This is a genomic window from Amycolatopsis sp. NBC_01480 (assembly GCF_036227205.1).
In the GTDB taxonomy this organism is placed as follows: Bacteria; Actinomycetota; Actinomycetes; order Mycobacteriales; family Pseudonocardiaceae; genus Amycolatopsis.
Genome location: NZ_CP109442.1, coordinates 6,506,899 through 6,528,179, shown reverse-complemented (window position 1 = coordinate 6,528,179; position 21,281 = coordinate 6,506,899). Strand labels below are relative to the sequence as shown.

The following is a 21,281-nucleotide window of genomic DNA, read 5'->3' as shown; positions in this document are numbered from 1 at the left end:
TTTCGGCTCGGTACCCAGCCTGGACTTAGGTACCCCTTACAAGGCCCACATTACCCAGAAGGCCTAGAGCTGGAGTCGACGCTGACGCAAACCCGTTACAGCGTCCCACAATGTGGCGGCCAGCCGGGCCTTCGCGCCGAGCGGGATGGCCTGCTCAGTGCCGTCGGCGGCGAGCAGCCAGCCCGAATTGTCCTCGGTGCCGAACGCCTTCCCGTCGCCCACCGCGTTGACCACCAGCAGGTCGGCGCCCTTGCGGCGCAGCTTGGCGCGGGCGTGGTCGAGCACGCTGCCGTGCTCGTCGCCGGTCTCCGCGGCGAAGCCCACGATCACCTGGCCCGCACGGCGTTCCTGCACCAGCTCGGCCAGGATGTCCGCGTTGCGGTCCAGGGTGATCACCGGGTCCGGCCGGTCGTCGGATTTCTTGATCTTGCTCGTGGCGCGCGAGGCGGGCCGGAAGTCGGCGACCGCGGCGGCCATCACCACCACGTCGGCTTCCAGAGCGGCGGCCTGCACGGCCTTGCGCAGCTCCTCCGCGGTCGAGACCCGCTCGAGTTTCGCGCCCGCGGGCAGCGGCAGCTCGACGGTGTGGGCCGCGATCAGCGTCACGTCGGCGCCGCGCTGGGCGGCGACGCGGGCGAGCGCGAAGCCCTGCTTGCCGGACGAGCGGTTGCCCAGGTAACGCACCGGGTCCAGCGGCTCGCGCGTGCCACCGGCCGAGACGACCACGCGCAGGCCCTCGAGGTCACGGGGCAGCGCGCGGGGCTCGTCCAGCAGCAGCCGGGCCAGGTCGACGATCTCGCGCGGGTCGGCCAGCCGGCCCTTGCCGGTGTCGACGCCGGTCAGCCGTCCGGCCGCGGGCTCGGTGACGACCAGCCCGCGTGAGCGCAGCAGCGCCACGTTGTCGCGGGTGGCCGGGTGCTCCCACATCTCGGTGTGCATGGCCGGGAAGAACACGACCGGGCACCGGGCGGTGAGCAGGGTGGTGGTGAGCAGGTCGTCGGCGATCCCGTGCGCGGCCTTGGCCAGCAGGTTCGCGGTCGCCGGGACGACCAGCACGAGGTCGGCCTCTTTGCCGACCCGCACGTGCTGCACCTCGGGCACCTCGGTGAACACGCCGGTGTGCACCGGGTTCCCCGACAGGGCCTCGAAGGTGGCCGCGCCGACGAAGTTCAGCGCGGCCTCGGTGGGCACCACGCGCACGTCGTGCCCGGACTCGGTGAGGCCCCGCAGGACCTCACAGGCCTTGTAGGCGGCGATGCCGCCGCCCACGCCCAGGACGATCCTGGGCTTGCGGTCACTCACCCTCGGTGTGCTCGAGCAGCCCGCCGTGGATCTCCCGCAGGGCGATCGACAGCGGCTTCTCGCGGGGGCCCGGCTCCACCAGGGGGCCGACGTACTCGAGCAGGCCCTCGCCCAGCTGGGCGTAGTAGTCGTTGATCTGCCGGGCCCGCTTGGCCGAGTAGATCACCAGGGCGTACTTCGAGGAGACCTTTTCGAGCAGGTCGTCGATCGGCGGGTTGGTGATGCCTTCGAGCTCTTCCAGCGTCGCCTGTTGCACAGTCACTCGTGGTGCTCCGTATCGTCCATCAGTTCGGTGGCAGAAAGGTCTCCACCGGTAATCAAGTCTAGCAACCGCTCGGCGGCGGTCCGCACGTCGGCGTTGACCACCCGCTCGTCGAACTCGCCCGCCGCGGCCAGCTCCCGCTCCGCCTCGGCCAGCCGGGCGGCCACCGCGGCCTCGGACTCGGTGCCGCGCCCGGTGAGCCGGTCGACCAGTTCCTCCCACGACGGCGGCATCAGCATCACCAGCCGCGCCTCCGGCATCGCGGCCCGGACCTGGCGCGCGCCCTGCAGCTCGATCTCCAGCACCGCCGGGCGGCCCTCGGCGAGCGCCCGCTCCACCGGCTCCCGCGGGGTGCCGTAGCGGTTGCCCGCGAACTCCGCCCACTCCAGCAGCTGGCCGCCCTCGACCAGCCCGTCGAACTCGTCGTGGCCGACGAAGTGGTAATGGCTGCCGTCGACCTCGCCGGGCCGGGGCTCGCGGGTCGTCACCGAGACACTGAAGTAGATGTCCGGCTCGAGCTTGCGCAGCTCCCCCACCACGCTCGACTTCCCGACCCCGGAAGGCCCCGAGACGACGGTGAGCCGGTGGCGGGAGGTCTCCCCCGCCACCGGCTCACCGTCGCGGCCGGCGCCCCGGATCACCGGGTAGTCCTGACCGACGCCGCTCACTCGCCGCTGAACTCGGCCAGCAGCGCCTTGCGCTGCCGGTCGCCGAGTCCGCGGAGCCTGCGGCTGGGTGCGATCTCCAGTCGTTCCATCGTCTGCTGGGCCCGAACCTTGCCAACGCCGGGAAGGGCTTCGAGCAACGCCGAAACCTTCATCTTCCCGAGGACTTCGTTCTCCTCGGCCTGCTTCAGCACGTCGACCAGAGTGGTACCGCCCCGCTTCAGCCGCTCCTTCAGCTCAGCCCGGATGCGGCGGGCGGCGGCGGCCTTCTCCAGCGCCGCAGCACGCTGTTCCTCTGTCAGCTGGGGAAGTGCCACGTTTTCCTCCGGTAGTTCTCAAATCTGGGTGGGTGACGCGACGGTACCCACCCTGGACCAGGGGCCACAATGCGGGGGTGGCTGGTGGAGGCCGATTCCGGGGCCTGCTATTGGCCGTTTTCCCTGCGCCCGGCCAGCAGGTCCGCCACTTGGCGTACCGCTTGGCGCAGGGCGGCGGTATCCGGGCCGTGCCGCAGCAGGTCACGGGAAGAGGCCGGCAGCAGGCCCGGAAGAGCGGGCCCGAACAGTGCCCGCAAGTCCCCGGTTGTTGCCCCCTGGGCACCGAAACCGGGCGCCAGCACGGGTCCGTTGAGCCGGCTCAGGTCCAGTTCACCGGGGGCGACGGTGGCGCCCACGACCACGCCGACGTCGCCGTACGGCTCCGCGCCGGCGTTGTGCTCCGCCGCGTCGTCCACGATGCTCTGGGCCACCGTGCGGCCGTCCGGGAGCTTCGCGCTCTGCAGCGCGTGCGCCTCCGGATTCGACGTGCGGGCGAGCACGAACAAGCCGTTGCCCGCCTCGCGCGCGGCTTTCACCGCGGGGTCCAGCGCGCCGAAGCCGAGGTACGGCGACACCGTCACCGCGTCGGCCGCGAAGGCGGCGTCTGCGGCGACGTACGCGGCCGTGTACGCGGCCATGGTCGAGCCGATGTCCCCGCGCTTGACGTCCAGCAGTACCAACGCTCCGGCGTCATGCGCGGCCGTCACGACGCGGTCCAGCACCGCCACCCCGGGCGGGCCGAACGCTTCGAAGAACGCCGACTGCGGCTTGATGATCGCCGTCTCGGCGGCCAGCACTTCGGTGGCGCCCAACGCGAAGCGTTCCAGCCCGCTCACATCGAGTGGCAGGCCCCAGGATTCGATCAGGCCCGGGTGCGGATCGATCCCGGCGCAGAGCGGCCCGCGCGCGGCCACCGCCTTCGCCAGCCGCTCCCCGAACCGCGCCATTCCGGTCCCTGCGGTCATTTCGTGGCCTTCAGCGCCGCCTGGAGGCTCTGGAGGCTGCGCACCCCGATATCGCCCCGGATGAGCGCTTCGATGCCGTGCACGGCCGCCGCGGCGCCCTGGACGGTGGTGATGCACGGGATGTCCCGTGACACCGCCGCGGTGCGGATCTCGTAGCCGTCGATGCGCGGGCCGCTGTTGCCGTACGGGGTGTTGATGACCATCTCCACCCCGCCCGCGAGGATCACGTCCACGATGTTCGGCTCGGCTTCGGTGGAGCCCTCGTAGTGCTTGCGCACCACCGAGCACGCGACTCCGTTGCGCCGCAACACTTCCGCGGTGCCGGACGTGGCGAGGATCTCGAACCCGAGGTCCGCCAGCCGCTTCACCGGGAACACCAGCGAGCGCTTGTCCCGGTTGGCCACCGAGACGAACACCCGCCCGGAGGTCGGCAGCGAGCCGTACGCGCCGCTCTGCGATTTCGCGAACGCCTTCCCGAAGGACACGTCCACGCCCATCACCTCGCCGGTGGACTTCATCTCCGGCCCGAGCAGCGAGTCGACCCCGTGCCCCTCCGGCGTGCGGAACCGGTGGAACGGCAGCACGGCCTCCTTGACCGCGACCGGCGAGTCGGCCGGCATCCGGCCGCCGTCGCCCTGGGCGGGCAGCACGCCCGAGGCGCGCAGCTCCGCGATCGTCGAGCCGGTCATCACCAGCGCCGCGGCTTTCGCCAGCGGCACCGCGGTGGCCTTCGAAACGAACGGCACCGTGCGCGAGGCCCGCGGGTTGGCCTCCAGCACGTACAGCACGTCGTCCTTCAGCGCGTACTGGACGTTCAGCAGCCCGCGCACGCCGACGCCGCGCGCGATCAGCTCCGTGGAGCGGCGCACCTCTTCCAGATCGGTGGCGCCGAGCGTGATCGGCGGCAGCGCGCACGAGGAGTCGCCGGAGTGGATGCCGGCCTCCTCGATGTGCTCCATCACGCCGCCCAGGTACAGCTCCTCGCCGTCGAACAGCGCGTCGACGTCGATCTCGATGGCGTCGTCGAGGAAGCGGTCCACGAGCACCGGGTGCTCGGGCGTCACCTCGGTGGCGCGGCGGATGTAGCCGGCCAGCGACTCCTCGTCGTAGACGATCTCCATGCCGCGCCCGCCGAGCACGTACGACGGCCGCACGAGCACCGGGTAGCCGATCTCGTCGGCGACGCGCTTGGCGCCCTCGAAGGAGGTCGCGGTGCCGTAGCGCGGGGCCGGCAGGCCGGCCTCGGTGAGCACGTCGCCGAACGCGCCGCGGTCCTCGGCCAGGTTGATCGCCTCGGGCGGGGTCCCGACCACCGGCACGCCGGCGTCCGCCAGCCGCTTCGCCAGCCCGAGCGGGGTCTGGCCGCCGAGCTGGACGATCACGCCCGCCACGGTGCCGGACTGCTGCTCGGCGTGGACCACCTCGAGCACGTCCTCGAAGGACAGCGGCTCGAAGTACAGCCGGTCGGAGGTGTCGTAGTCGGTGGAGACGGTCTCGGGGTTGCAGTTGACCATCACGGCCTCGAACCCGGCCTCGCGCAAGGCGATCGCGGCGTGCACGCACGAGTAGTCGAACTCGATGCCCTGCCCGATCCGGTTCGGCCCGGAGCCGAGGATGAGCACCTTCGGCTTGTCCGGCTGGGCCGCGACCTCCGACTGCGCCGCGGGGTCGGTCTCGTAGGCCGAGTAGTGGTACGGGGTGTTCGCGGCGAACTCGGCCGCGCAGGTGTCGACGGTCTTGAACACCGGGCGCACGCCGAGCCGGTGGCGCAGCGCGCGCACGCCGTCCTCGCCGGCCAGCTCCGGGCGCAGCGCGGCGACCTGCCGGTCGGACAGGCCGGTGCGCTTGGCGCGGCGCAGCAGGTCCCCGTCGAGCACCGGGGCGTCGCGCACCTCGGCGCCGACCTCGCCGATCAGCGCGATCTGGTCGATGAACCACGGATCGATGCCGCTGGCCTCGTGCACCTGCGCGACGGTGGCGCCCAGCCGCAGCGCGCGCTCCACCTCGTACAGCCGTCCCTCGTGCGGCACCCGCAGGGCGTCCAAAGTGGACTCCATGGTCGCGCCCTCGGGGTCCGGCAGGGTCCAGAAGCCGGTCGCCTTGGTCTCGATCGAGCGCATCGCTTTCCCCAGCGCCTCAGGGAAACTGCGCCCGAACGACATGGCCTCGCCGACGCTCTTCATCGTCGTGGTCAGCGTCGGGTCCGCGCCCGGGAACTTCTCGAAGGCGAACCGCGGGATCTTCACCACGACGTAGTCCAGCACCGGCTCGAACGCCGCCGGGGTCTCGCCGGTGATGTCGTTCTGGATCTCGTCGAGCGTGTAGCCGATGGCGAGCTTCGCGGCGATCTTGGCGATCGGGAAGCCGGTCGCCTTCGACGCCAGCGCGCTGGAGCGGGACACGCGCGGGTTCATCTCGATCACGACCATGCGGCCGTCTTCGGGGTTGATCGCGAACTGGATGTTGCAGCCGCCGGTGTCCACGCCGACTTCGCGCAGCACGGCGATGCCGACGTCGCGCATCACCTGGTACTCGCGGTCGGTCAGGGTCATCGTGGGCGCGACCGTGACCGAGTCGCCGGTGTGCACGCCCATCGCGTCGATGTTCTCGATCGAGCAGACGACCACGACGTTGTCGTGCTTGTCGCGCATCAGCTCGAGCTCGTACTCCTTCCAGCCGAGCACGCTCTCCTCGATCAGCACCTCGGTGACCGGCGACTCGTCGAGGCCGGTGGAGGCGAGCCGCTCCAGCTCCTCGGGCGTGTAGGCCAGGCCGGAGCCGAGCCCGCCCATGGTGAACGAGGGCCGGATGACCACCGGCAGGCCCAGCTCGGCGACCGTGGCGCGGACGTCCTCCATCGAGTTGCACACCCGCGAGCGCGGCACCTCGGCGCCGATCGAGCGCACGATGTCCTTGAACTTCTGCCGGTCCTCGCCGCGCTGGATGGCGTTGATGTCCGCGCCGATCAGCTCGACGCCGTACTTCTCCAGCACCCCGCGCTCGTGCAGCGCGACCGCGCAGTTGAGCGCCGTCTGGCCGCCGAGCGTCGCCAGCAGCGTGTCCACCGGGCGTCCCAGCGCCTGCTCCTCGGCGATCACCTTCTCGACGAAGTCCGGGGTCACCGGCTCGATGTAGGTGGCGTCGGCGAACTCGGGGTCGGTCATGATGGTGGCCGGGTTGGAGTTCACCAGGCTCACCCGCAGGCCCTCGGCCCGCAGCACCCGGCAGGCCTGCGTGCCCGAGTAGTCGAACTCGGCGGCCTGCCCGATCACGATCGGCCCGGAGCCGATCACCAGCACGTGCTGGATGTCTGTCCTCTTCGGCATCAGTTTCCTTCTTTCACCAAGCGCCGCAGGCCGTCGCGGAAGGCCTGGAAACTCTGGGAGCGGTTGTTCTCGACGTCCATGTGCGGGGCGATGTCGGCGGCAGCCTGCACCTTCCGCAGCCCCTTCTTGTGGTAGCCGTGCCTGCGCAGCACGTGCTCCAAGCCCTCCCACGCGCCACCGGGAACCGCCTCCGGATCGCGAAACTTCTCCTGGCTGCCCAAGCTCGACGGCACCCTGGGGTAAGCCGTGTGCAGCGCGCGCACGTCACCGAGGAACCATGCCTCGAGTTCTTCGATCACGATGCGGAACAACGCTGCCTGCACAGGCAGCCCTGCTTCGTTCGCGATCTCGACGAGCCGGGCCTTGAGCGCGGTGCAATCGTCGTCGTCCCGATCGAGCAGGATGACGATCCGCAGCCCCGCCTGCGCCCAGTAGTACGCGTAGTCACGGAGCCGGATCGGCAGCCTTCGCAGCAGATTGTCCTTGCCGTTGAAGGAAATGATCTCGAACGCGACACCGGGAACGATCTTCGGCAGGAGAGCCTTCAACGCCGCTTCCGCGGAAGGTTCCTCGACGAGCACCTCGAGGCGGGCCGGAGCGAGCACCGTCACAGCTGCTCCGCCAGCGGGTCACCGAACCGGAAGTACCCCTCGGTCCACAAGTCGCCCAGCGCGCCCCCGGCCTCCGCCATGCGCACGACTCGTTCCTCCTCCGCCACCCGCCGGACCTGGGCGTGGCCGTCACGGGCGCGGGCGAATGCCCAGACTTCGTCGGGACGCAGGGCATCGACGAATCGGGGCGCGTGCGTCGCGGCGATGACCTGGTCGGCGACCGCGCCACGCGCGTCCTCGGCCAGGAAGTAGTGCAGCCGGGGGTGCACCTGGTTCTCCGGTTCTTCCAGCAGCGCCACCGCCAGCGGGCTGCGCAGGGCCACCAGGTAGCCCAGCAGCAGCAAGGTGCCGTCCGAGATGTTCTCGGGCAGGATCGGCTGCTCGCGGCCCGCTTCCTTCAACCGGACGATGTGGCTGCCGTCGCCGAGCCGGAGCGGGAGGACGTCCTCCAGCCCCGGGACGTAGCGGCGAAGTGCGCGGAGCACGTCCGCCCACTCTTCCGGGGAGTGTTCCCGCAGTGCTTCGACCCGCTGCGCGATGTTGCCCCCGTGCGAATCCAGGCTCTCGCTCCGGCGAACACCCCGCGTGCCTGATCGCATGGCGGCGACGTCCAGGTCGACCAGCTGGACCCGTCCCATGAAATGGAGAAACCTGATGAGGGGCTCGTACTCGGCCAGCGCGCCGAGCGCGCGCACTCCGAGCGTCCCGGGGCCGCTCAGCTCCTGGGTTCGCCAGTCCTCATCGGCGGCGCCGCGGACCCGTCCCCGGCCGGACTGGAAATCGAGGAGGCCGACGAGGCCGGCCAGGTCGCCGGGAGACCAGGACAGCCGTTCGTGAACGGCGATCGGCGTACCGTCCTCCTCATCGAGGCGGAGGTCGTAGACGAAGAGCTCGCCGTCCAGCCGGCACGCCACCTCGATCTCCACCGGCCCGGCCGACTCCCGGCTCCTGATTTCCGCGAGCCCGTCGCGACGGGCCCAGGCGACGTCGAGCCCGCTGCCGAGCGCTTCGCTGAGCAAGCCCAGCGCGTCGAAGACCGTGGACTTGCCACTGCCGTTCGGCCCCACCAGAGCCGTCACCGGGGTGAGACCGTCGAGCTCGATGTCCTGGAGCACCCGGTAGTTCCGGATCCGGATCCGTTCGATGCCGGTCGTGACCGTCACGACCGTTTCTCCATCAAGCTCACGAACTCGTCGAACAGCGGCGCCGCGTCGTGCGGTCCGGCCGCGGCTTCGGGGTGGTACTGCACCGAGAACGCCGGCACGTCGAAGGCGCGCACGCCCTCGACGGTGTTGTCGTTCGGGCAGTAGTGGCTGATCTGCGCGGCGCCGTACGGCGTCTCGAAGCGCTGGCCCGGCTCGCCTTCGAGGGCGAAGCCGTGGTTCTGCGCCGTGATCGCGACCCGGCCGGTGGCCACGTCGATCACCGGGATGTTGATGCCGCGGTGGCCGTAGCGCATCTTGTACGTGCCCAGCCCCAGCGCGCGGCCGAGGATCTGGTTGCCGAAGCAGATGCCGAACAGCGGGATTTCGCGCTCCAGCACGGCTTTGGTCAACGCGGTGGCGTGCGCGGTGGTCGCCGGGTCGCCCGGGCCGTTGGAGAGGAAGACCCCGTCCGGCTCCGTGGCGAGCAGGTCCTCGATCGAGCTGGCCGAGGGCAGCACGTGCACCTCGATGCCGCGCGCGGCCATCAACCGCGGGGTGTTCGACTTGATGCCCAGGTCCAGCGCGGCCACGCGGAACCGGCGTTCGCCCGCTGCCTCGACCACGTACGGCCGGTCCGTGGAGACCTCGCCGGCCAGGTCGGCGCCCTTCATCTGCGGGCTGTCCAGCACCTCGGCGACCATCTGCTCGTCGGTGCCCAGCGCGTCGCCGGAGAACACCCCGGCGCGCATCGCGCCCTGCTCGCGCAGGTGCCGGGTCAGCGTGCGGGTGTCCACCTCGGCGATGCCGACGACCCCCTGCCGCTCCAGCTCCGCGTCGAGCGAGCGCTTGGACCGCCAGTTGGACGGCGTCCGCGCGGGGTCGCGCACGACGTAGCCGGAGACCCAGATCCGGGCCGACTCGTCGTCCTCGTCGTTCCAGCCGGTGTTGCCGATCTGCGGCGCGGTCTGCACCACAATCTGACGGTGGTAGGACGGGTCGGTCAGGGTCTCCTGGTAGCCGGTCATGCCGGTGCAGAACACCGCCTCCCCCAGCGTCCGCCCGCGCGCGCCGTACGCGGCGCCGCGGAAGACCCGGCCGTCCTCGAGAACCAGGGCAGCCGGGACGCGGGTGCCGTTCGCGGTGCTCATTGGGCACCTCCCTTGATGTCGTGATCAGTGTTGTGTCGGGGCCGAGCCCCTACGCCCCCGCCGGGGGCGCCGCCCCCGGACCCCGGGGAAAGAAGTTGAGCGATCCACAGTGGATAGTCGTCGAGTTCGTCGCCGCGGAAACCGGTGTCCAGCTCGGTCTCACCGGCGCGCCAGGTGATGATGAGCAACGCGTCGGTGCCCATCACCTTCCCGGCGATCCGCGAGTCGCGACGGACCCCGGTGACCGCCTCACGCGGGATCCAGAAGTCCGGCGCGCCGCCGCGCTCCACGGCGACGCCGCCGGGGTGCAGCCGCCAGACCGCGCCGCTGCGCAGCCCGGCGCCGCGGGTGACCACGCGGTCCTGCCAGTTGCCCGCCGTGGTCGTGCTGACGTAGAGCCCGGTCGACTCCAGCCGGATCTCGCCGGGCTCGGCGGGAATCTCCGGGAACGGCGGCACCAGCACGCTCTGCGCGCGGGACTTGCGCCGCCAGCCCAGCCACATGCCCCACAGGCAGAGCAGGAAGAAGACGACGATCCCCAGGGTGAGCAGGACGCGGTCCATCAGCAGATCTTCCCTTCGCGCGCGGTGATCCGCCCGCGCAGCACGGTCGCCGTCACCACGCCGGGCAGGCGCATTCCCTCGTACGGGGTGTTGGCGGAGATACTGGCCAGCTCGGCGCCGCGCACGGTCCACTCGGCGTCCGGGTCGACCAGGGTCAGGTTGGCGGGCTCGCCGGCCTCGATCGGGCGGCCGTGGTCGGGCAGGCTGCCGATCGCGGCGGGCCGCTCGCTCAGTACCCGGGCCACCCCGCGCCAGTCGAGCAGGCCGGTCTTCACCATCGTCTCGGCGACCACCGAAAGCGCGGTCTGCAGGCCGAGCATGCCCGGCCGCGCGGCGCTCCACTCGGTGTCCTTGTCCTGCACGGCGTGCGGGGCGTGGTCGGTGGCGACGCAGTCGATCACGCCCTCGGCCAGCGCGGCGCGCAGCTTCTCGATGTCGCCCCCGGTGCGCAGCGGCGGGTTCACCTTGTTCACCGGGTCGTAGGTGGCCAGGCGCTCGTCGGTGAGCAGCAGGTGGTGCGGCGTCACCTCGGCCGAAACCTTGGTGCCGCGCTCTTTCGCCCACCGCAGCACGTCGACGGTGCCCGCGGTGGAGACGTGGCAGACGTGCAGCCGGGCCTTCGCGTGCTGCGCGAGCAGGCAGTCGCGCGCCACGATCGACTCCTCGGCCGACGCCGGCCAGCCCGGGTAGCCCAGCCGCGCAGCCTGCTCGCCCTCGTGCGCCTGCGCGCCGATGGTCAGCCGCGGCTCCTCGGCGTGCTGGGCGATCACCGCGTCGAGCGCGGTGGAGTACTCCAGCGCCCGGCGCATCAGCAGCGGGTCGGCGACGCAGAGGCCGTCGTCGGAGAACACCTTCACCTGCGCGGCGCCCTTGGCCATGGTGCCGAGCTCGGCGAGCTTCTCGCCCTTGAGCCCGACCGTGACCGCGCCGACCGGGTGCACGTCGACCAGGCCGACCTCCTGCCCGCGCCGCCACACGTGGTCGACGACCAGCGAGTTGTCGGCCACCGGGTCGGTGTTGGCCATGGCGAACACGGCGGTGTAGCCGCCCAGCGCCGCGGCGGCCGAGCCGGTCTCGATCGTCTCGGTGTCCTCGCGGCCGGGCTCGCGCAGGTGGGTGTGCAGGTCGACGAAACCGGGCAGCAGGACCTGGCCCGCGGCTTCGAGCACCTCGGCGCCGTCCGGCACCTCGACCGCGCCGATCGCGGTGATCACCCCGTCCTCGACGAGGACGTCCACCGGATCGCCTTCCCCGTACGGGCGGGCGCCCTTGATCACGAGAGTCACGCAGCCGCTCCTTCACTGGCCAAGAGGTGGTAGAGGACCGCCATGCGCACGTGGACGCCGTTGCGGACCTGTTCGGTGATGGCCGAGGCCGGGGAGTCGGCGACCGCCGAGGCGATCTCCATCCCGCGCAGCATCGGGCCGGGGTGCAGCACCACGGCGTGCTCCGGCAGCAGCGCCAGGCGTCGCTCGGACAGCCCGTACGAGATCGAGTACTCCCGCGACGAGGGGAAGAACCCGCCGGTCATCCGCTCGGCCTGCACCCGCAGCATCATCACCGCGTCGACGGCCGGCAACTCGGCGTCCAGGTCGTGCGAGACCGTGACCGGCAGCGTCTCGACGCCGACCGGCAGCAGCGTCGGCGGCGCGACCAGCACCACCTCCACGCCGAGGGTGCTGAGCAGGTGGATGTTCGAGCGCGCGACGCGGCTGTGCAGCACGTCGCCGACGATCGCCACCCGGCGCCCGGCCAGCGAGCCGAGCCGCTCCCGAAGGGTCGCGGCGTCGAGCAGCGCCTGCGTCGGGTGCTCGTGCGTGCCGTCGCCCGCGTTCACCACGGCGGTGCCCGCCTCGGCCAGCCAGCCGGACAGCCGGTGGGCGGCGCCGGAGGCGGGGTGGCGGATGATCACGCAGTCGGCGCCCGCGGCGGCCAGGGTGAGCGCGGTGTCCCGCAGCGACTCCCCCTTGTTCACCGACGAGCTGGCCGCCGAGACGTTGACCACGTCGGCGCTCATCCACTTGCCCGCGATCTCGAACGAGACCCGGGTGCGGGTGGAGTTCTCGTAGAACAGCGTGATCACCGTGCGGCCGCGCAGCGTCGGCAGCTTCTTGACCTCGCGGCCGAGCAGCGTGTGCTTCAGCTCGTCGGCGGTGTCGAGGATGGCTGTGGCGGTATCGGCGTCCAGCCCGTCCGTGGCGAGCAGGTGCTTCACCGGGTCTCTCCTTCCGGGGCGCGGAGCAGGACCGCGTCCCGGCCGTCCGTTTCGGTCAGCAGCACGGACACGCCCTCGGCCCGTGCGGTGGGCACGTTCTTCCCGACGTAGTCCGCGCGGATCGGCAGCTCCCGGTGGCCGCGGTCGACCAGCACGGCGAGCTGGACGGCGCGGGGGCGGCCCTGGTCGCGCAGTGCGTCGAGCGCGGCGCGGATGGTGCGCCCGGAGAACAGCACGTCGTCGACCAGGATCACCAGCCGGTCGTCGATGCCGGTCGCGGGCAGCTGCGTCTGCTCCAGCGCGCGCGGCGGACGGCGGCGCAGGTCGTCGCGGTACAGGGTGACGTCGAGGGCGCCCGTGGGGGGTGTGGTGCCGGCGAACTCGCCGATCTTTTCGGCCAGCCGAAGGGCCAGCGGGGTGCCGCGGGTGGGAATGCCCAGCAGCACCGGGGGTGCGGTGTCACCCGGTGGACCGGCGGTCTTCTCGATGACCTGGTGGGCCATCCGGGCGATGGTGCGCGCGACATCGCCGGCGGAAAGGAGCTCGCGCTCCCCGGCCGGCACCGCCGCGCCACGCGGACGTGACGACAAGGCGGACCTCCTTCCCCGCCTCTCTGGACGGGTCCTTAAAGGACGTCGATCTCCGGCTTGTGCGAGGAAATCGCACCGACAGTAGCAGGGGAGGTCAATCAGCCTTCCGGGTGGTGTGCGCATGGCCCCGACCAGGGGCGGAAGACCTTCTGCTTGACCTGGTGACAACTATGCGTAACCATTACTCTGAGTATTCGACTCGAGGAGTCCCCTCACCGGTCATCCGACCGGCGTGGGGGTGAGGAAACGGAGAACCACCAGATGGGCGATTACGCCAAGGCGCTCGGGGCCAAGCTCCGCGGGATCCGCCAGCAGCAGGGCCTTTCCCTGCACGGGGTCGAGCAGAAGTCGGGCGGCCGCTGGAAGGCCGTCGTCGTCGGCTCGTACGAGCGTGGCGATCGGGCCGTCACCGTCCAGAAGCTGGCCGAGCTGGCCGACTTCTACGGCGTGCCGGTGGTCGAACTGCTGCCGGAGGGCCGCGTGCCCTCGGGCGCCGAGCCCGCCACGAAGATCGTGATCAACCTGGAGCGGCTCCAGCAGCTGCCCGCGGAGAAGGTCGGCCCGCTCGCGCGGTACGCGGCGACGATCCAGAGCCAGCGCGGGGACTACAACGGCAAGGTGCTCTCGATCCGCACCGAGGACCTGCGGTCGCTGGCCATCATCTACGACATGACCCCCGGCGAGCTCACCGAGCAGCTGATCGACTGGGGCGTCCTGCCGCCAGAGGCCCGTCCGTCCAAAGAAGACTGATGTCCGGCAGCTGCCCGAAGCGGTGAGCGTTTCCGGACCGGACACCGGAAACGCTCACCCCGCCTCGGGCATCTGCCGTGTGCCCGCCGTGGCTGCGGACGGTGATCAACGACGCCCGCGCGGCCCGGTTCCCGGCGCCGCCCCCCGGCCCGCGCCGTTACCCGATCGGGCTAGACCACCCATACCCATCGTGACCCGGCACCGTTGCGCCCCAATGCCACATTGGTTGCGTGGAATCGGGGCCGGGCGCGAAGCGCTTCCTTTGAGGGTGGTGGTGGGGCAGGGCTGGAGCACCCAACGCCACATTGGGGCGCATCCCGCGGCGCGGCTACAGGACCGCGCGGAGCCGGTCGGCGATCGTGCCGATGCGGCCCAGCACGCCGTTGACGAAGCGGGGCGAGTCGTCCGTGGAGAGTTCTTTGGCCAGGCCGACGGCCTCGTCGATGGCGACCGCGTCCGGCACGTCGCCCGACCACAGCATTTCGTAGACGCCCACGCGCAGCACCGCCAGGTCGACCGGCGGCATCCGGTCCAGGGTCCAGCCCTGCGAGTGCTCGGACAGCAGCTCGTCGATCTGCTCCCGCCGCGTGGTGACGCCCTCCACGACCGTGATCGTGTAGTCCGCCACCGGGTCGACCTCCACCGCGCCGACCCGGTCCGCCAGCAGCGTGACCGCGTCGGCGTCGCGCTGGGCGGCCTCGTACAGCATTTCGACCGCCCGGCGGCGGGCCTGCCGGCGGCTGATCGACCCGCCGCGGTTCGGGTGCGGCGGCAGCTTCTCCGGCATCAGCTGGAGACGCGGCCGAGGTAGCGGCCGTCGCGGGTGTCGACCTTGATCTTCTCTCCGGTGGAGAGGAACAGCGGGACCTGGATCTCCGCGCCGGTCTCCAGCGTGGCCGGCTTGGTGCCGCCGGTCGAGCGGTCGCCCTGCAGGCCCGGGTCGGTGTGCTGGATCAGGATCTCGACCGAGGTCGGCAGCTCGACGTACAGCGGCACGTCGTTGTGCACCGCGACCTGGACCTCGGTGTTCTCCAGCATGTAGTTGGCGTTGTCGGCCACGGTCTCGGACGGCACCGTGATCTGGTCGTAGGTGTCGGCGTCCATGAACACGAAGTCCTGGCCGTCCTTGTACAGGTAGGTCATGTTCCGGCGGTCCACGGTGGCCGTGTCGACCTTCGTGCCCGCGTTGAAGGTCTTGTCGACGACCTTCCCCGTCAGCACGTGCTTGAGGGTGGTGCGCACGAACGCGCCGCCCTTGCCCGGCTTGACGTGCTGGAACGCGGTGACGGTCCACAGCTGGCCCTCGAGGTTGAGGACGAGCCCGTTCTTCAGGTCGTTGGTGGTGGCCACGAGCTTTCGGTCTCCTGTGTCGATCTCTAGTCCGCGACCGCCGTTATCGGACGGCCACGAGGTCCTTGGTGCTCAGGGTGAGGAGTTCGGGCCCGGTGTCCCGCACGACGAGCGTGTCCTCGATGCGCACGCCACCGCGGCCCGCGAGGTATACGCCGGGCTCGACGGTGACCGCCATACCGGCGGTCAGTGTACCGACGCCCGTGGTAGCGAAGCTGGGCGCCTCGTGCACCTCGAGGCCGACGCCGTGCCCGAGGCCGTGGGAGAACTCCTCCCCGCGGCCCGCGGCGACGATCACGGACCGGGCGGCGGCGTCCACTTCGGACACCACGGCGCCCGGCCGGACGGCCTCCGTGCCGGCCGCCTGCGCGCGGTGGACCAGGTCGTAGAGCTCGCGCTGCCAGTCCGCCGGCTCGCCGAGCACGAACGTCCGGGTCATGTCGGAGTGGTAGCCGTCGACGGTGGCGCCGAAGTCGAGCTTCACGAAGTCGCCGGTGCGCAGCTCGGCCCCGGTGGGCTGGTGGTGCGGGATGGCGGAGTTCGGCCCGGCGGCCACGATCGAGTCGAACGAGGGCCCGGACGAGCCGTGCTCCAGCATCCGGTGCTCCAGGTCCCGGGCCACTTCCAGCTCGGTCCGGCCGGGGCGCAGGCCGCCGGCCGCGATCAGGTCGGCGAGCGCCCGGTCGGCGGCCGCGCAGGCCGCGCGCAGCGCCGCGACCTCCACCTCGTCCTTGACCACGCGCAGCTGCTCGACCAGCCCGGGCGTGCGGATCAGGTCCACGGTCTCGAACCGGACCTTGAGCACCTCGTGCTCCTCGACGCTGACGTACTGGCTCTCGAAGCCGGTCCGCCGGTGGTGGGCGTGGTCGTGCGCGGCGTGGCTCGCCAGCGCGCGGGCGCTCGCACGCTCGATCACGCGCTCCAGGTCGGGCACCTCGGCCGCCGACTGCGTGGTGTAACGGCCGTCGGTGCAGAACACCGTGCGCCCGTCGCCGCTCGTGTGCACGAGCAGCGCGGCGTTCGAGCCGGTGAACCCGGTCAGGTAGCGGATGTTGAGCAGGTCGGTGACCAGCAGCGCGTCGACCCCGGACTCGGTGAGCAGGGACCGCAGCGCGCCGCGCCGGTGAGCGTGGATTTCAGGCACGCGGCCAGCTTAGCCAGCGGAGCGGCACGGCTGATGCGCCTTACGTAGGGTGACGCTCCGCGTCCGGGCCCGCACTCGTCCGGGAGGACCACACGGCGTTCACCCACCGGCACCTACACTCCGTCCATGCTGGGTGCCTGGTTGACGCGCGGGCTGGTCATGGCCGTGGTGCACGCCGCGGCGATGACGCTGCTCGCCAAGTGGTCCGTGTTCCACCCGACCGACCAGACCGTGATCACGTCGGTGACGCTCGCGGTGCTCGTCGGCGTCGCGGCGCTGTGGAGCGCGATCGACGGCTGGCGCGACCGGCCCGACCGCGGCCGCGCGTGGTTCATCGCGGCGCTGGTGACCGGCCTGGCGGGCGGCGTCCTGTACGTGATCGGGCGCGCGATCTTCGTCGACCAGACCGGCGTCGCGGAGCTGAAGTCCGCGCTCACCGGCGGCGCGGCGTTCTCCGCCCTGCTGGTGCTGGTCCCGGCCGGGCTGGGCCTGTTCGTCGGCGGCCGGATCCGCCGCCCGCGCCGCGCCGATTCGGCCGACGACGAGGTGCTCGAGCCGGACGAGTCCCGCCACCAGCGGAACGTCGGCGAGCTGGACCTGGGCGAGGCTGTGCCCGTCTCTAGTTCGGGATCCGACACCGATTCCGGGTCGGAGTCGGATTCCGGCTCGGACTCGGCGGACTCGCCCCCGAGCCACCGGGCCAAGCGCCGCAAGCCTTCCCCGGCCCGCCGCCCGCGCCCCGGCCCCGACAGCGACTCCGGCCGTTCCGGCGACTCCGGCGATCTCGCCGCCGAGGACCCGGCCGCGGGGCGCAAGTCCGGCGAGCTGGACCCGCCGTCGCCGGTCAGCCGCCCAGTGGCAGGCCGGTCGCGTAGGCGTCCCACTGTCGCGGGCCGACCTCCGTCACCTCGGAGTCGTTGAGCTTCACCGAGCCGGTGTCGGGCAGGCCCCAGCGCACGTTCTGGCCGAGCAGCACGCTGTAACCGCGGCCGTCGGCGTGCACCACGGTGGCGCCGGCGTGCAGCCGGGCCGTCACCGCGATGCCCTCGACGGGCGGCAGCGGCTCGTTCAGGACTTCGCCCGCGAGCGTCGCGGCCACCGAGCGGCGGTCGATCCGGATGCGCTGCCCGCGGCGGAACAGGTCCATCGTGCGTTCCGGGGACGGCATCGCGACGCCGTCGAACGTGGTGGTGAGGCGGTCGGCGTCCGCGCAGGCGCCGGAGCCGCGCACGTCGAGGCCGAAGTGCTGCAACGCCGTCGGAGCCCCGGATTCGCCGGTCACGGTCGCGCGGACGACGTCGAACGAGACCGTGCCGCAGGGGTCGGTGACCGAGGTCGGCGCGTGCCCGTCGGGGCGCCGGACCAAGCCGGGCCCCTCCTTCCAGGCACCGGGGATCACCAGCGGCGCGTACGGCTGCACGGTGAAGTCGCGGTCCCAGAACGTCAGCGTGGTGCCGGCCGCGGTCTCGTGGGCGATGACGAACGCGTCGAGCGCGCCGACCCACTCCAGGTCGGCGCTGAAGCCGTCCACGACTGAGCGCTCGCGCGGCGCGTTCGTCGAGGAGACCGGGCCGAAACCCTTGTCCCCCAACGCTTCCACCCCGCTCCCGAACGCCGGGTCGCGCGAGCGGACGACAAACTGCCCGGCGCCGTTCCAGCCCGCCGCGCGGCCGGTGGTGTCGGTGAAGAGCAGGTAGTACCAGCCGTCGAGGAACACCACGGACGGCTGGCCGGCGCCGTAAACGTTGTCGCGGTGCACGTCGTGCGAGGGCCCGAGGATCGGCTTGCCGCCGGCCGCGCGGGTCCAGTGGACGCCGTCGGTGCTGGTGGCGAGGCCGACCGCGTTGCCGAGCGCGTGGTCGCCCGCCGCGCCCGTGTAGTACAGGTAGTAGGTGGTGCCGACGCGCAGCACGGACGGGTCGCAGGTGTGCATGCCGTCGAAGTTGCCGGGCGCGCCCGAGAGCACCGGGATGGGGACGCCGCCACCCGGTCCGGTGAACGGGCCGTCGGGGGTGGGCGCCTGGGCGTACAGGATGTCGTCGCCCGGCGGACCCGCGCTGCCGTACTGGCTGCACCACCACATGTGGGCCTTGCCGCCGTCGAGCATCACGGTGGGGCCGTAGTTGTACACCGCGTCCTCGCCGCCCGCAGCAACGACACCGGGGCTTTGACGGGCCCCGCCGGGGACCAGCGCGACGTTCGCGGCCCGAGGCGGTTTCGGCGGGGCGGCGGGCTTCCCGCCCGCGATGCCGCCGGGAGCGGGGCCGTCGGCCTGGGATTGCGCGTAGCTGTCGCTGCACCCCGTGACGACAAGCCCCGCCAGCGACAGGGCGAGGAGGACACGCACGGGTCGCCGACCCCCAGGACGAAACGGGTGCACGATTGCCGAGTGTAGCCAGTCCTACACCGGTCGGGTGACTCAACTCCCGTGTGGCGGACCCTCGACCGCGACCAGCTCCACTTCGAAGCCGTCCTCGTTCTCCAGATAGGCCGCGTAGTGCGCGACGCCGCCGGCGTACGGGAACCGTTCGGCGAACAGCGGCTGCCAGCCGGGCCCGCCCTCGGCCAGCTCGTCGACCTCGAGCCGGGTGCCGACGTGCAGCGCGAGGTGGTTGAGCCCCGGCCGGGTGCGCTCGTGGCTGTCGCCGGTCGTCGCGGGCGATGCCTCGACCACCAGGTACGTGCCGCCGAGGCGCCAGCTGACGCCCGCGGGCCACCGCTGGAACTCCCGCCAGCCGAGCCGGCCGAGCAGCCAGCCCCAGGCGCGCTCGGCGCGGGCCAGGTCCGGCACCCACAGCTCGATGTGGTGGGGCCGCCCGTGCTGGGACGGCAACGCGACGAGCACGCGGTGGGTGTCGCCGTAGTGAACGCCGCTGCCGACGTCCAGGAATCCGAGCCGGGCCGCCACCGCTCGGCTCGCGGCGTTGTCCTCGTGCACCAGCGCCCACACCGCGGGCAGCCCGAGCGTGCCGAGCCCGTGGTCGAGGACCGCGCGGGCCGCGTCGCCGGCCAGCCCCTGCCCGGTGTGCTTGACCCCGACGAAATAACCCAGCTCGGATACTCCGCCGGGCAGCTCGGTGGACGGCCGCAGGTGCGCGATCCCGGCCACCTCGCCGTCCCGCTCGATGACCCAGTGGCCCTGCCCGGCGGGCCCGTCATAGGCGAGCCGGCGCGCGACCATCTCCCGGGCCTGCCCGGGGTCGGAGAAGTCGGCCTGGAAGAACCGGCTCATCTCCGGCGCGGAGAACACCGCGACGGCGGCTTCGGTGTCGGACTCGGTCAGCGCCCGCAGCCGGAGCCGCGCGGTGGTGAGTTCGGGCGGGTTGTTCATGCGGCCGAGTGTCTTCTAACGGGAGCGGTCTCTTCCAGCGCTTTAAGCGTTCGCGGCGAGCCAGCGCAGGGCGAGCGCATACCCGTCCACCCCGAGCCCCACGATCACGCCCGTCGCGATGTCGGAAAGCACGCTGTGGTGCCGGAATTCCTCGCGCTTGTGCACGTTCGAGATGTGCAGCTCGATCAGCGGCGCGGTGAGCTGCGCGGCGGCGTCGCGGACGGCGATCGAGTAGTGCGTCCAGGCGCCCGCGTTGAGCACGACCGGGTGCCCGCCGTCGGCCGCCTCGTGCAGCCAGCCGACGAGTTCGCCCTCGTGGTCGGTCTGCCGGACCTCGACCTCGAGGCCCAGCTCGGCGCCGGTCTTCACGCACAGCGCCGCGAGGTCTTCGTGCGTGGTGGAGCCGTAGACGGACGGCTCGCGCTTGCCGAGGCGGCCGAGGTTGGGGCCGTTGAACACCAACGCCTTCACAGCAGCACGCTCCCGGTGTTCTTCGGGGTGTCGTCGACGATCGCGGAATACGCGGCGGCCAGCAGCGCCGGGTCCGGGCCCTCCAGGCGGCCGGGCTTCGCGAGCCCGTCGAGGACCACGAACCGGAGCATGCCGGAGCGGGTCTTCTTGTCGCCCTTCATGCTTTCGACGAGCTGCGGCAGCGCGTCGGCGTCGTACGTCGTCGGCAGGCCGAGCAGCTTCAGCACGGCCGCGTGGCGCGCCGCCGTGGCGTCGTCGAGCCGTCCGGTGAGCCGCGAAAGCTCCGCGGCGAACACGAGGCCCACGCTCACCGCCGCGCCGTGGCGCCAGCGGTAGCGCTCGCGGCGCTCGATGGCGTGGCCGAGGGTGTGGCCGTAGTTGAGGATCTCGCGTAGGTCGGACTCGCGCAGGTCGGCGGCGACGACGTCGGCCTTCACCTGGATCGAGCGGCGGACCAGCTCGGCCAGCACGTCACCGGAGGCGTCGAGCGCGGCGGCCGGGTCCTGTTCGATCAGCTCGAGGATGCGCGGGTCGGCGATGAACCCGGCCTTGACCACCTCGGCCATGCCCGCGACCAGCTCGTTCGGCGGCAGCGTCTCCAGCGTGGCCAGGTCGGCGAACACGGCGGACGGCTCGTGGAACACGCCCACCAGGTTCTTGCCGGCCTCGGTGTTGATGCCGGTCTTGCCGCCGACGGCCGCGTCGACCATGCCCAGCAGGGTCGTCGGCACGTTCACCAGGCGCACGCCGCGCATCCAGGTGGCCGCGACGAACCCGGCCAGGTCCGTGACCGCGCCGCCGCCCAGGCCGACGACCACCCCGCGGCGGTCGAGCCCGATCCGGCCGAGCACCTCCCAGCAGAAGCTCGCGACGCCGAACGCCTTGCCGTCCTCGGCGTCCGGGATCTCCACGCGGTGCGCGTCGAGGCCCGCGGCGGCCAGCTCCTCGCGGACGGCCTCGGCGGTGGTGGTGAGCGTCGGCGGGTGGATCAGCGCGATCTTCGACGCGTCGGCGAGCTGCGTGGTGAGCTCGCCGAGCAGGCCGCGGCCCACGACCACGTCGTACGGATTGGCAGTGGCGACGCGGATCCGGACCGGGTCGGCCGGGTTCTCGGACACGGTTTTCC

At 71.9% G+C, this 21,281-nt stretch carries 22 protein-coding genes; 2 read left to right on the top strand and 20 right to left on the bottom strand.

Features of this window, described 5'->3' with window-relative positions; genetic code table 11:
- Window positions 1-63: 63 nt before the first annotated feature.
- The 13 genes from coaBC to pyrR all read right to left on the bottom strand — a co-directional run bounded on the left by coaBC (window position 64) and on the right by pyrR (window position 13,109).
- Window positions 64-1,302, bottom strand: coding sequence for a bifunctional phosphopantothenoylcysteine decarboxylase/phosphopantothenate--cysteine ligase CoaBC (coaBC, locus tag OG371_RS31205; RefSeq protein ID WP_329059048.1), 1,239 nt, complete (start codon window positions 1,300-1,302; stop codon window positions 64-66).
- On the bottom strand, window positions 1,295-1,564 hold the full coding sequence (gene rpoZ, locus OG371_RS31200) for a DNA-directed RNA polymerase subunit omega (RefSeq protein WP_020658117.1): 270 nt from the start codon (window positions 1,562-1,564) through the stop codon (window positions 1,295-1,297). Before rpoZ ends, coaBC begins: the two co-directional genes overlap by 8 nt.
- Window positions 1,561-2,232 carry a guanylate kinase gene (gene gmk, locus OG371_RS31195; RefSeq protein WP_329059046.1) on the bottom strand — a complete coding sequence of 224 codons (672 nt, stop codon included), beginning with the start codon at window positions 2,230-2,232 and terminating at the stop codon, window positions 1,561-1,563. The genes rpoZ and gmk overlap by 4 nt, the downstream gene beginning before the upstream one ends.
- Window positions 2,229-2,546 (bottom strand): integration host factor, actinobacterial type, encoded by a 318-nt coding sequence (mihF, locus tag OG371_RS31190; protein WP_003096398.1) that lies wholly within the window; start codon window positions 2,544-2,546, stop codon window positions 2,229-2,231. The genes gmk and mihF overlap by 4 nt, the downstream gene beginning before the upstream one ends.
- Window positions 2,547-2,653: 107 nt before the next feature.
- Window positions 2,654-3,511, bottom strand: a complete 858-nt coding sequence (gene pyrF, locus OG371_RS31185; RefSeq protein WP_329059045.1) for an orotidine-5'-phosphate decarboxylase — start codon at window positions 3,509-3,511, stop codon at window positions 2,654-2,656.
- A complete protein-coding gene (carB, locus tag OG371_RS31180) occupies window positions 3,508-6,837 on the bottom strand; it encodes a carbamoyl-phosphate synthase large subunit (RefSeq protein ID WP_329059044.1) in 3,330 nt (1,109 codons plus the stop codon). Before carB ends, pyrF begins: the two co-directional genes overlap by 4 nt.
- The gene (locus OG371_RS31175; protein ID WP_329059043.1) at window positions 6,837-7,448 is read right to left on the bottom strand and encodes a DUF4276 family protein; all 612 of its coding nucleotides are present in this window, start codon (window positions 7,446-7,448) and stop codon (window positions 6,837-6,839) included. The genes carB and OG371_RS31175 overlap by 1 nt, the downstream gene beginning before the upstream one ends.
- Window positions 7,445-8,611, bottom strand: coding sequence for an AAA family ATPase (locus tag OG371_RS31170; RefSeq protein ID WP_329059042.1), 1,167 nt, complete (start codon window positions 8,609-8,611; stop codon window positions 7,445-7,447). The genes OG371_RS31175 and OG371_RS31170 overlap by 4 nt, the downstream gene beginning before the upstream one ends.
- The gene (gene carA, locus OG371_RS31165) at window positions 8,608-9,741 is read right to left on the bottom strand and encodes a glutamine-hydrolyzing carbamoyl-phosphate synthase small subunit (RefSeq protein ID WP_329059041.1); all 1,134 of its coding nucleotides are present in this window, start codon (window positions 9,739-9,741) and stop codon (window positions 8,608-8,610) included. Before carA ends, OG371_RS31170 begins: the two co-directional genes overlap by 4 nt.
- Window positions 9,738-10,304 carry a PH-like domain-containing protein gene (locus OG371_RS31160; RefSeq protein WP_329059039.1) on the bottom strand — a complete coding sequence of 189 codons (567 nt, stop codon included), beginning with the start codon at window positions 10,302-10,304 and terminating at the stop codon, window positions 9,738-9,740. The genes carA and OG371_RS31160 overlap by 4 nt, the downstream gene beginning before the upstream one ends.
- On the bottom strand, window positions 10,304-11,590 hold the full coding sequence (locus tag OG371_RS31155) for a dihydroorotase (protein ID WP_329059038.1): 1,287 nt from the start codon (window positions 11,588-11,590) through the stop codon (window positions 10,304-10,306). The genes OG371_RS31160 and OG371_RS31155 overlap by 1 nt, the downstream gene beginning before the upstream one ends.
- Window positions 11,587-12,519 (bottom strand): aspartate carbamoyltransferase catalytic subunit, encoded by a 933-nt coding sequence (locus OG371_RS31150; protein ID WP_329059037.1) that lies wholly within the window; start codon window positions 12,517-12,519, stop codon window positions 11,587-11,589. The genes OG371_RS31155 and OG371_RS31150 overlap by 4 nt, the downstream gene beginning before the upstream one ends.
- Entirely contained in the window at window positions 12,516-13,109 is a 594-nt protein-coding gene (gene pyrR, locus OG371_RS31145; protein WP_329059035.1) for a bifunctional pyr operon transcriptional regulator/uracil phosphoribosyltransferase PyrR, read from the bottom strand. Before pyrR ends, OG371_RS31150 begins: the two co-directional genes overlap by 4 nt.
- A gap of 261 nt (window positions 13,110-13,370) precedes the next feature.
- Here pyrR and bldD point away from each other — a divergent pair, with 261 nt between their 5' ends.
- Window positions 13,371-13,859, top strand: coding sequence for a transcriptional regulator BldD (gene bldD, locus OG371_RS31140; protein ID WP_003096372.1), 489 nt, complete (start codon window positions 13,371-13,373; stop codon window positions 13,857-13,859).
- A gap of 328 nt (window positions 13,860-14,187) precedes the next feature.
- Here bldD and nusB read toward each other — a convergent pair whose 3' ends face one another.
- From nusB to OG371_RS31125, 3 genes are read right to left on the bottom strand one after another with little or no spacing between them, the layout of a single operon-like run.
- Window positions 14,188-14,646 carry a transcription antitermination factor NusB gene (nusB, locus tag OG371_RS31135; protein WP_329059034.1) on the bottom strand — a complete coding sequence of 153 codons (459 nt, stop codon included), beginning with the start codon at window positions 14,644-14,646 and terminating at the stop codon, window positions 14,188-14,190.
- On the bottom strand, window positions 14,646-15,209 hold the full coding sequence (gene efp, locus OG371_RS31130) for an elongation factor P (protein WP_329059033.1): 564 nt from the start codon (window positions 15,207-15,209) through the stop codon (window positions 14,646-14,648). Before efp ends, nusB begins: the two co-directional genes overlap by 1 nt.
- 43 nt (window positions 15,210-15,252) lie before the next feature.
- Window positions 15,253-16,353 carry a M24 family metallopeptidase gene (locus OG371_RS31125; RefSeq protein WP_329059032.1) on the bottom strand — a complete coding sequence of 367 codons (1,101 nt, stop codon included), beginning with the start codon at window positions 16,351-16,353 and terminating at the stop codon, window positions 15,253-15,255.
- Window positions 16,354-16,479: 126 nt separating this feature from the next.
- On the opposite strand from OG371_RS31125, the gene OG371_RS31120 reads away from it, so the two are divergent.
- Window positions 16,480-17,274: a B-4DMT family transporter gene (locus OG371_RS31120; protein ID WP_329059031.1), complete on the top strand. Its 795-nt coding sequence runs from the start codon at window positions 16,480-16,482 to the stop codon at window positions 17,272-17,274.
- On the opposite strand, the gene OG371_RS31115 is transcribed toward OG371_RS31120, so the two are convergent.
- The 4 genes from OG371_RS31115 to aroB all read right to left on the bottom strand — a co-directional run bounded on the left by OG371_RS31115 (window position 17,198) and on the right by aroB (window position 21,273).
- Window positions 17,198-18,700: a beta-xylosidase gene (locus OG371_RS31115; RefSeq protein ID WP_329059030.1), complete on the bottom strand. Its 1,503-nt coding sequence runs from the start codon at window positions 18,698-18,700 to the stop codon at window positions 17,198-17,200. The genes OG371_RS31120 and OG371_RS31115 overlap by 77 nt on opposite strands.
- 72 nt (window positions 18,701-18,772) lie before the next feature.
- The gene (locus OG371_RS31110; protein WP_329059029.1) at window positions 18,773-19,684 is read right to left on the bottom strand and encodes a GNAT family N-acetyltransferase; all 912 of its coding nucleotides are present in this window, start codon (window positions 19,682-19,684) and stop codon (window positions 18,773-18,775) included.
- 42 nt (window positions 19,685-19,726) lie between these two features.
- A complete protein-coding gene (gene aroQ, locus OG371_RS31105; protein WP_329059028.1) occupies window positions 19,727-20,155 on the bottom strand; it encodes a type II 3-dehydroquinate dehydratase in 429 nt (142 codons plus the stop codon).
- Complete coding sequence (gene aroB / locus OG371_RS31100) at window positions 20,152-21,273, bottom strand: 3-dehydroquinate synthase (RefSeq protein ID WP_329059027.1); 1,122 nt, start codon at window positions 21,271-21,273, stop codon at window positions 20,152-20,154. The genes aroQ and aroB overlap by 4 nt, the downstream gene beginning before the upstream one ends.
- Window positions 21,274-21,281: the final 8 nt, after the last annotated feature.